This is a genomic window from Streptomyces sp. NH27, from assembly GCF_056859195.1.
On sequence record NZ_JACEGK010000327.1, the window covers coordinates 1 to 8,934 of the forward strand.

Genomic DNA, 8,934 nt, shown 5'->3' on the forward strand with positions numbered 1-8,934 from the left:
TGGACCCCGCGGTCTCGACGGCGTTCAACGACGAGGACTACCGGCGCGCCATCGACGTCCTGGGCCGCCAGTACCCGGTGATCCTCACCGACTCGGGCACCGGCCTGCTCTACAGCGCGATGCGCGGGGTGCTGGACCTGGCCGACCAGCTGATCATCGTCTCGACACCCTCCGTCGACGGCGCGTCCAGCGCCAGCACCACACTCGACTGGCTGTCCGCACACGGCTACGCGGAACTGGTCGCCCGCAGCATCACGGTCATCTCCGGAGTACGCGAAACCGGCAAGATGATCAAGGTCGACGACATCGTGGCGCACTTCCAGACCCGCTGCCGCGGCGTCCAGGTCGTCCCCTTCGACGAACACCTGGCAGCCGGCGCCGAGGTCGACCTCGACATGATGCGACCCAAAACCCGCGAGGCGTACTTCAACCTGTCCGCCATGGTCGCCGAGGACTTCGTCCGCGCACAGCAGACACAGGGCCTGTGGACACAACACGGCGCCAACCCACCACCCGTGCAAGCGCCACCGATGCCGGGCCAGGAAGGCTACCCGGTCCCGGGCCAGCAACCCGGACAACCAGGACAACCCGGGCAGTATCCGCCGCCCAACCCGCAACAGGGCTACGGCTACCCGCCACCTCAGCAGTAGCCGCCCGCCGCCGTACCAGGTGAAAGGCCGTCCCCGCGCCGTCCGCACGGGGGCGGCCTTTCACCTGTTCGGGGATCGTCCACCTGCCGGGCAGGCGGCGGGCGGAGCCGGCACTGCCCGCCGCCATCGCCGAAAGCGACCATCACGTGAGCAAATCAAGGAGATTTTGCGCAGTTCTGGAGTGCACGCCGATGGGACGACCGGACCGTCATGAAGACGACTTATGGTGAGAGACCAGCCTGACCGCCGTGCAGGCCACCCGCTTCAACCCGCCGAACTCGTCCGTGACCACTGGAAGATCGAGGCCCCGCACCATGTTCGCGACCCCACTTTCGCTGACGACGCCTCTCTCCTGCGGACCGGCAACACGCTCCGCATGACGGCCACATGGCGCGAGCTCGCCATCGCAGCCCGCTGTACTGCCGGAGTGAAGAACATCGCGACCGGTCCCCGCCTCGCATGCGGAGCAACAGGGCTCGAGGTGAGGAGGCGCCGTGCAGCCTGAACGTGTATCGGAACTCTCCGACCTCCTGACCCGTGCGCGCAGCGCCAGGGCGGGCAAGGGCAACACCGTTCTGGTCCGGTCCGTCTCGGGCATGCGCTGTTCCGCGTTCCTCGGCGAAGTGGCCGAACGCGTAAGGCGGTTGGGCAGCACGGTGCTGAGCACCTCCTGTTCCCCTTCGGACGCGCACAGCCAACTCGGGGTTGTTCGACAGCTCGTGGCCGCCGCGCTCGAGGTCGCCAACAGGGACCGGGCCACCGAGGACGAGGAATTTCTGCACGGGGTGCTCGAAGGCACCGGCCCGTTCGACCATCGGCTCTTCGAAGCCCTGCGGGAGGTCTTCGCGCGAGGCGCACGCCGGCAGCCACTGGTCGTCGTCGTCGATCACATCCAGTGGATGGACGAGACCTCGCTGCGCTGGTTCGGCTATCTGGTACGCCACTTGAACAATCTGCCGGTCCTGCTGGTCCTGGCCTACCGGACCGACGAGAGCGCGGTCGACCGCAAGCTGACCGACGACATATCCAAGCGGGACCAGTGCTTCACCCTCACCCTCAGCCCGCTCTCGTCGCACAGTGTGCGCGAAGCGGTGGAGGCCGCCTATCCCGGGCAAGGGTGCGACGACGAGTTCGTGCAGGTCTGCGCCGAGACATCGCGCGGCCGCCCCTCCCGCCTGGACAAGCTGCTGGCGTGCCTGACCGCCGACCTCGTGCCCCCTCGGGCGTCGCAGATCGAGCAGGTACGGCGCTGCGGTGCACGAATACAGGCCGAGGCCGCCGCCGACCGGCTGCTGCGCCAGCCCGTCCACCTCCGGGAGGTCGCCGAGGTCGCGACGGTGCTCGGCGAAGAAGGCGACTGCGCGGTGATCGCGGACATGCTCAACCTCTATGGGGACGCGATCAGCGGACTCATAGCGGAGCTCACCCCGGTGGGGATCTTTCGCGAGACGGGCGTCACCGGCCGGTACCGCTTCAGCAGTGCGGAGCTGCGGAGCCTGATCCACCGTGACATGTCCGCCGATGCGCGGCGCTCGCTGCACATGCGGACCGCGCGGCGGCTGAACGATCTGGGGGCCCCGCTGGCGCAGGTCGCCGAGCACCTGCTCCAGGCCGACATGGCCGACGACGCGTGGGCGTGCAGCGTCCTGAAGGAAGCAGCGGACGACGCCCTGAAGACCGGCGACCCCAAGACGTGTGCCAAGTACGCGCGGCGCGTGCTCCGGGACAGGATTCCGGACGAGGAACGCGCGGAGGTGCTCTGGCTGCTGGGCCGCGCCGAGGCGCTCTTCGCGCCCGCGGCCGCCGACCGCCATCTCGACGAGGCCGTCCGGCTGTTCTCGGATCCCGCACTCCAGGCCGGGGCGATCGTGGAACGTGCCCACGCGCGGGTCCTGCGGCAGGGCAGTGCCGAGTCGGCGCTGCGTCCGCCCCGGACCGTACTCGCCCATGTCGACCACAAGGCGTTCGCCGAGCTCGGCGACTCCGAACTGAGCCTGAGCGTGCAGTCCCTGACCCACACGGTCCCCGCCGACGGCAGGGCGGCGGCCCTGGAGGCGCTCGGCGGTCCCGCCCTGAGCATCAACCTCGGTGTCACCCCCGGCGAGCGGGAATTACTCGCCTCCATCGCCGGCGATCTCGCGTGCAGGTCCGAGCCCTGCGACGTCCCGTTGGAGCTGGTGCACCGGGCGCTGGCGGGCGAGCGGCCGTCCGGCAGCGCTTCGATGGTGCTGCTGCTGCGATGTATCACCATACTGACGTGGGCGGGCCATCTGCGGGAAGCGCAGCGCTGGGCCGATCACATGCTGACCGGAGCGCTGGACACGGACGCGCTCTTCCCGCGGGTGATCGCCCTTTGCCAGCGCGCCAAGATCGCGATGCGGATGGGCGACCTTCCGACGGCGCTCGCCGAGGCGGAGCAGGCGCTGGCGCTCACCACCGAACATCATGAGGTGAAGAGCTGCCGTGCGGTCGCGGTGACCGAGGTCGCCAGGGCGCGCGGGGCGATCGGCCACTACGAGGAGGCCGTCGGCCTCCTGCAAGGACTCCACGACCTGCCCGCGAGCACCCTGGGCGTTCGGGGGATGTTCCGCCTGCACCTGGGTGACCTGCGGGGCGCACTCGCCGACCTGATGGAGTGCGGGCACCGGCTGGAGGCGCTGGGGATCGTCAACCCCGCCCTGAGCGACTGGCGCAGCCTCGCCGCGCGGGCGTGGAAACGGCTCGGCAACGACAAGGAGGCTCGCGAACTCGCGGAGGCGGAGGTCGAACTGGCCCGCCGCTGGGGCGATCCCGCGGTGATGGGCCGGTCGTTGCGCTCGCTGGGGGAGGTGAGTTCGGGGGCGGCGGCGGAGCGCGCGTTCGCCGAGTCCGTGGCCCTGCTCGAACAGACCGACGCCCGGCTCCAGTTGGCGCTCTCGCTCGTCGCGGCCGGCCAGGCGCACGGGCGCAACGGCTCTCTCACGCAAGCCAGGCGAGCGCTGCACCGGGGGATGCTGCTCGCCGAGGAGTCGGGGGCGCGTTCGCTCACCACCGAGGCGCGCAAGTCGCTGCTCGCCGTGGGGGGACGGCTTCGGCGCACCCCGGCGTCCGGAGTGTCGGCCCTCACGCCGACCGAGCATCGCGTCGCCATGCACGCCGCCCGGGGGCGGACCAACAAGAGCATCGCCGACCTGCTGCACATCACCCCGCGCACCGTCGAGGTCCATCTCACCCGCGTCTACGGCAAGTTGTCCATACGGGGACGGACCGCCCTGGCCGACGCCCTCGGCGTCAATTGCGCCGGGAGCGGGAACAAGCGCGTCAAGTCCTGACGGTATGCGGTTCGTTGCACGACCGGGCCGCACCTTCCCGTCCGGGCCCGCTTCCCCGCCCGGGCCCGCCCGGCTTGCAACCGCCGCCGGCCGGGCCCTTTTCCGACCGGCGGCCGCCCCGGGACTACCGCTGTCCCACCACGGCGAATCCCAGCAGCAGGACGTAGCCGTCCCGCGCCACGAAGTTCTGCCAGGCGGTCATCGCCCGGAGGTACGCGGTCAGGCTGAGCGCGCCCCGCTCGACCAGCGGCAACAACCGCTCGGGGGAAAGCTGCGGCGCCAGGGCGGCGAGCCCCACTTCGTCGCTGGTGTAGGCGAACGGTTGCACGGTCACGTCGGTGAAGCCGGCGTCCCTGAGTATGCGGGGCAGTCGCCGGGCGATCAGCCGGTCCCCGCCGTCCGCGGACTGCGCCGCGCCGAGGGCGCGGTATGCCTCTTCCGAGAAGCCGGACAGATCCGGCTCCGCTGTCCCCCACAGTCCGGCGTCGACGTCGATCACGGCAAGGTGCCCGCCGGGCCGCAGGACCCGGCGCAGTTCCCGCGCGACGCCGACCGGCTCCGGCAGGTGCTGGAAGACGTACCGCGAGAGCACCAGGTCGAACGTCTCGTCCGCGAACGGGGTGTCGCCGACGTCGCCCAGGAACAGCTCCGGTTCCGGTCCGCCCGCCCCGCGGGCGCCCGCCCGCTCCAGGAGTCCGGGGTGCGCGTCCAGGCCGACGACCCGGGTCCCCGGCAGCGCGGCGCTCAACTCCGCGGTCACCGCGCCGTTTCCGCAGCCCGCGTCCAGCACCGCCCCACCGCCGGAAGGCGCCAGGGGCCGCAGGATGCGCCACTCATGGGCCCAGGTCAGCGCGGCCTGGTGGTCCAGCCGCCCGACCTCCTGCTCGAAGCCGCCCAGTTCCTCCTCGGGGCGGTAGCTGCGCGCGGCCGGTCCCACCTGCTGTGCCGCGTCATCCATTTCGCCGCTCCACCTGCATCAGCAGACCGTCACGCGGCCGCAGGGTCACCAGCGCTTCGGGGACGACCGTGGTGCCGGGTGCCTGGGTCAGCCGGAGCCGTTGCAGGACGACCGTCAGCACGAGCATCGCCTCGGTCGTGGCGAACGCCTGCCCGATACAGACCCGGGGACCACCGCCGAACGGCAGGTACGAGTGGCCCGCTCGGGCCTGCTGCTGCTCGGGCTCGAACCGCTCCGGCCGGTACTCCTCCGGCGCCTCCCAGTGGTCCGGATGCCGGTGCAGCGTCCAGGGGCTGACACACACCAGCGTGCCGGCGGGGATACGGAGCCCGCCGAGCATGTCGTCGTCCACCGCGAGCCGGGAGATCAGCCACACCGGCGGGAACAGGCGGATGGCCTCGTCGAGGCACTGCCTGGTGTAGACCAGTCCGGACAGGTCGGCGGCGGTCGGCAGCCGCGTACCCACGACCCGGTCGATCTCCTCCCGGACCCGCGCCGCGTGCTCGGGGTGCCGGTCGAGCAGGTGGAGCGTCCAGCTGAGGGCCTTGGCGGTCGTCTCGTGACCGGCCATCACCATGGTCAGGACCTGGTCGTGCAACTCCTGGTCGGAGAAGGCGTTGGCGTGCTCGTCCCGGGCGCCCAGCATCGCGTCCAGCAGGTCCCCGGGGTGCCCGTCGGGGCCGATCAGCCGCCGGGCCCCGATCATGGTGCCGACCACCCGGTCCAGGAAGCCCTTCGCGCCCGTGTACGCCCGCAACCGGGCCCGGAAGTCCGCGTCCTGGGGTGGAGTCCCGTCGAAGTGGCCGATGAACCGGTTGATGTCGTCGACGGCCTGCCCGAATCCGCTCCCGGCCGCTGTCAGTTCGGAACCGAGCAGCGCGGAGGCCACCACCCGCAGGGTCAGCGCCGTGAAGTCGTGGTCGACGCGAACGGCATCGCCCCGGTCGGCCGCCTCGCCCCAGGCGGTGGCCAGATCGACGGCCGCCTCGACCATCAGGCCGTCGAACGACTCGACCGCCACCCGCCGGAAGGACGGCGCGCTCAGCCGCCGCTGGCGTTCCCACTGCGCGCCGTTGCTGGTCAGCAGCCCCTTTCCGAGCAGCGGGGTCAGCATGAAGTCGTCCGGCGTGCCGGCCTTGGTGTAGTTGGTGTAGTTGTCCTTGAGAATGTGCTGGACGAGTTCGGGCGAATTGGCGAACCACACGTTCTGGCCGCGGGTGCGATGGCTGCACAGGTCGCCGTACTCGCCGGCCAGGTCCTGCAGAAAGGTGAGCGGGTCCGAACGGATGCCGGCCAGCTCCAGGTCCTCTGCCGGTCCTGGGGGACGATCGTCGGAGCCGGCTGCCGGGATGACGCCGGATGTGGAGGGGCGGGGCATGACAAGTCTCCTTCGGAACGGGCAGGTCGGGGATCACGCGCCCGGCACGACCGGCCACGGCACTGGTGGCGCCGGGCGCCGGTAGTGGTGCCGGGCGCCGGCATGACGGCTTGGGGGCCGCATGCCGGCGCCCGCGGCGCCACGGGCCGCGCCGGGCGGGACCGGGCAGGCCGTAGGTGGCAGCGGGTCAGGACATCTGTCGCTGGACGAGGCGGTAGAACATGCCGTCCTTGTCCTGCAACAGTTCGTCCGGGCTGCCGGTCTGCACGAGCCGGCCGGCGTCCAGAACCAGCACCCGGTCGGCCCGCATCACCGTCGACAGCCGGTGGGCGATCACGATGCGGCTCGCGTTCAGCCGCCGCATGCTCTGGGTGACGATCTCCTGCGTGCGGTTGTCCAGCGCGCTGGTGGCCTCGTCGAAGAAGAGGATGCGGGGCCGGCCGATCAACGCACGGGCGATCATGAGCCGCTGTCGCTGGCCGGCCGACAGCGTCGTCGCCCCTTCGGACAGGACGGTGTGCATGCCCATCGGCATCCGTCCGAGGTCCTCGTCGAGACCGGCCATCTCGGCGGCCTCCCACGCCTCGTCGAGCGAGTAGTTGCCCATGCCGCAGATGTTGGACAGGATGCTGCCGGCGAACAGCTGTCCGTTCTGCAGCACGACGCCGCACTGCCGGCGGACGGCCGTCACGTCGAGCGACGACAGGTCCATGCCGTCGTAGAGGACCGCTCCGGTGGTGGGCTCGTCGAAACCGATCAGCAGCCGCAGCAGCGTCGACTTCCCGCACCCCGTCGGACCGACGATGGCGACGAACTCCCCGGGCCGGGCCTGGAAGCTGACATCGTGCAGCACCGGCGGCTGGTCGTCGTGGTAGCGGAAACTGGCGTTGCTGACCTCGATCTCGCCGTACAGGTCGCCGGGTGACTCCTTGGCGGCCGACACCTCCGGCACCTCGGAGATCACCGGTTGCAGGCCGTCGAAGAGCGGTACCACGGCCGAGGCCATGGTGACGCTCCCGGTGACCTGGATGCAGGCCGCCAGCATCATCCCGTAGGCGCTGTTGAAGGTCAGGAACGCGCTGGTGGACAGCTGGTGACTCGCCGGGCCGCCGACAAGCGCGAACAGCAGCAACGAACACACCAGCAGATAGCCGGAGTTGAAGATCGTGACCACGTTCTGCAAGCGGCGGGCGCGGGAGGACAGCCGCCTCGAGCCGGCGAATCCCAGCGCCCAGTGGGAGTACGCCCGGTCCTCCGCCACGGCGACGCGCAGCTTGGACAGACCGCCGAGCATCTGGAAGAGGATGCCGGCCAACTTGTGGTCGTGCTCGGTCAGCAGCTTCTGCCACTTGGTCTGCTTGATCCCCACGATCAGGCAGATCAGGCCGCCGGCGAGTGCCAGGGCCAGCGCCATCAGGGCCAGCGGGACGCTGTAGAAGAACAGCAGACTCATGTTGGTGATGAACATCAGGCAGCCCAGCACCACTTGGGTGGTGATACCGGACAGCACATCCCGGATGGTGCTGATGCCCATCGCGGAGTTGCTCAGCTCTCCGGTGGAGACCTTGTTGAAGAACGAGGTGGGAAGCCGCAACAGCCGGTCCCACACCGCGGCTTGGGCCCGCGCCTCGAAGCGCCCTTCCAGCCGCAGCAGCGACAGGTTCTGCACCGCCGACAGCACCGCCGAGAGCAGCGCCGCGGCGAACAGGACCACGCACACCTGTGTCAGGGGCCCCCGGTCGGCATGGGGCACCAGGACGCCGAGCACCTTACCGGTGAGCACCGGGATCAGCAGACCGAGCAGTGCCGCGGCCAGCCCGAGCCCGATCATCACCGCCCCGTCCCGGGCGCTGCCGCGCAGCCCGAAACGGATCAACGCGCGCCGGTCCAGGGGTTCGTCCGGCAGCGGCGGGTAGAACATCCACGCGACCGACTCCAACCGGGCGGCGTAGGAGCGGCCGACCCTCGCGGTCTTGCCGCCGGGCTCCCGGACCTCGTACCGGCCGCGCCGCCAGATCAGCGCCACCGGGGTGCGCTTGCTGACGGCGATGTCCGACGGGCCCCCCGGCCCTTCGGTGGCATCCGAACCGAGGTGGGCGAAGAGCGGCCCCAGGTCCGTTCGCCACCAGTCGCCGTCCAGGTGGACCTCGCGGGTGCGGAAGCGCGAGGACACCGCGATCCGCTCCACGGGGCCCAACCGGGCGTCGGAAGCCTCCGAGGTGGAGGTGCGGGTGACCTCGACACCCGAGGCGTGCCCGACGACGCGGGCCACCGCCAGATAGGCGTCCTGGTCGGCCGGGTCGAAGTCGCCGCTACGCGAAAGCCGGAACGGGTCGAGCACCGACACCAGAGCGCGTGAGGAACGCTGAAGCGTCTCGGCGTCCAGCCGCCGCCGCTGGTTCATCTCCCGGCGGGCGGTGGACCGTCGGCTGTGCATCCGATCGGTCAACCGGCGCATGAGAAGGCGCTGCTGGGACAGCACCTCCTCGGCGAAGCCCGGATCGGCCATGACCTCCGGGGTGCGCAGTACGCCCACCGTCGCGCCGTCCGCGGAGCGCACCCAGTCCGACTCGGTGACCAGGAACCGCTTGGCGATGCCCCGGCCGGGCCAGCCCATGGTGGCGAACGGGTCATGTG

5 protein-coding genes are annotated in these 8,934 nt (G+C 70.8%); 2 read left to right on the forward strand and 3 right to left on the reverse strand.

All coding sequences use genetic code 11. The features are described 5' to 3' along the window. Together AC13HU_RS24195 and AC13HU_RS24200 are read left to right on the forward strand one after the other, a co-directional pair. The coding region (locus AC13HU_RS24195; RefSeq protein ID WP_483044047.1) for a MinD/ParA family ATP-binding protein at nucleotides 1-650 on the forward strand (650 nt) is incomplete at its 5' end. A 494-nt stretch (nucleotides 651-1,144) separates the two neighbouring features. Beyond that, nucleotides 1,145-3,961 carry an AAA family ATPase gene (locus AC13HU_RS24200; protein ID WP_483044048.1) on the forward strand — a complete coding sequence of 939 codons (2,817 nt, stop codon included), beginning with the start codon at nucleotides 1,145-1,147 and terminating at the stop codon, nucleotides 3,959-3,961. Between the two features lie 124 nt (nucleotides 3,962-4,085). Here AC13HU_RS24200 and AC13HU_RS24205 read toward each other — a convergent pair whose 3' ends face one another. The 3 genes from AC13HU_RS24205 to AC13HU_RS24215 all read right to left on the reverse strand — a co-directional run. Continuing rightward, a complete protein-coding gene (locus tag AC13HU_RS24205; RefSeq protein WP_483044049.1) occupies nucleotides 4,086-4,919 on the reverse strand; it encodes a methyltransferase domain-containing protein in 834 nt (277 codons plus the stop codon). After that, on the reverse strand, nucleotides 4,912-6,297 hold the full coding sequence (locus AC13HU_RS24210; RefSeq protein WP_483044050.1) for a cytochrome P450: 1,386 nt from the start codon (nucleotides 6,295-6,297) through the stop codon (nucleotides 4,912-4,914). The genes AC13HU_RS24205 and AC13HU_RS24210 overlap by 8 nt, the downstream gene beginning before the upstream one ends. 187 nt (nucleotides 6,298-6,484) lie before the next feature. Next, nucleotides 6,485-8,934, reverse strand: a 2,450-nt coding sequence (locus tag AC13HU_RS24215) for an NHLP bacteriocin export ABC transporter permease/ATPase subunit (protein WP_483044051.1), incomplete at its 5' end; no start/stop codon positions are given.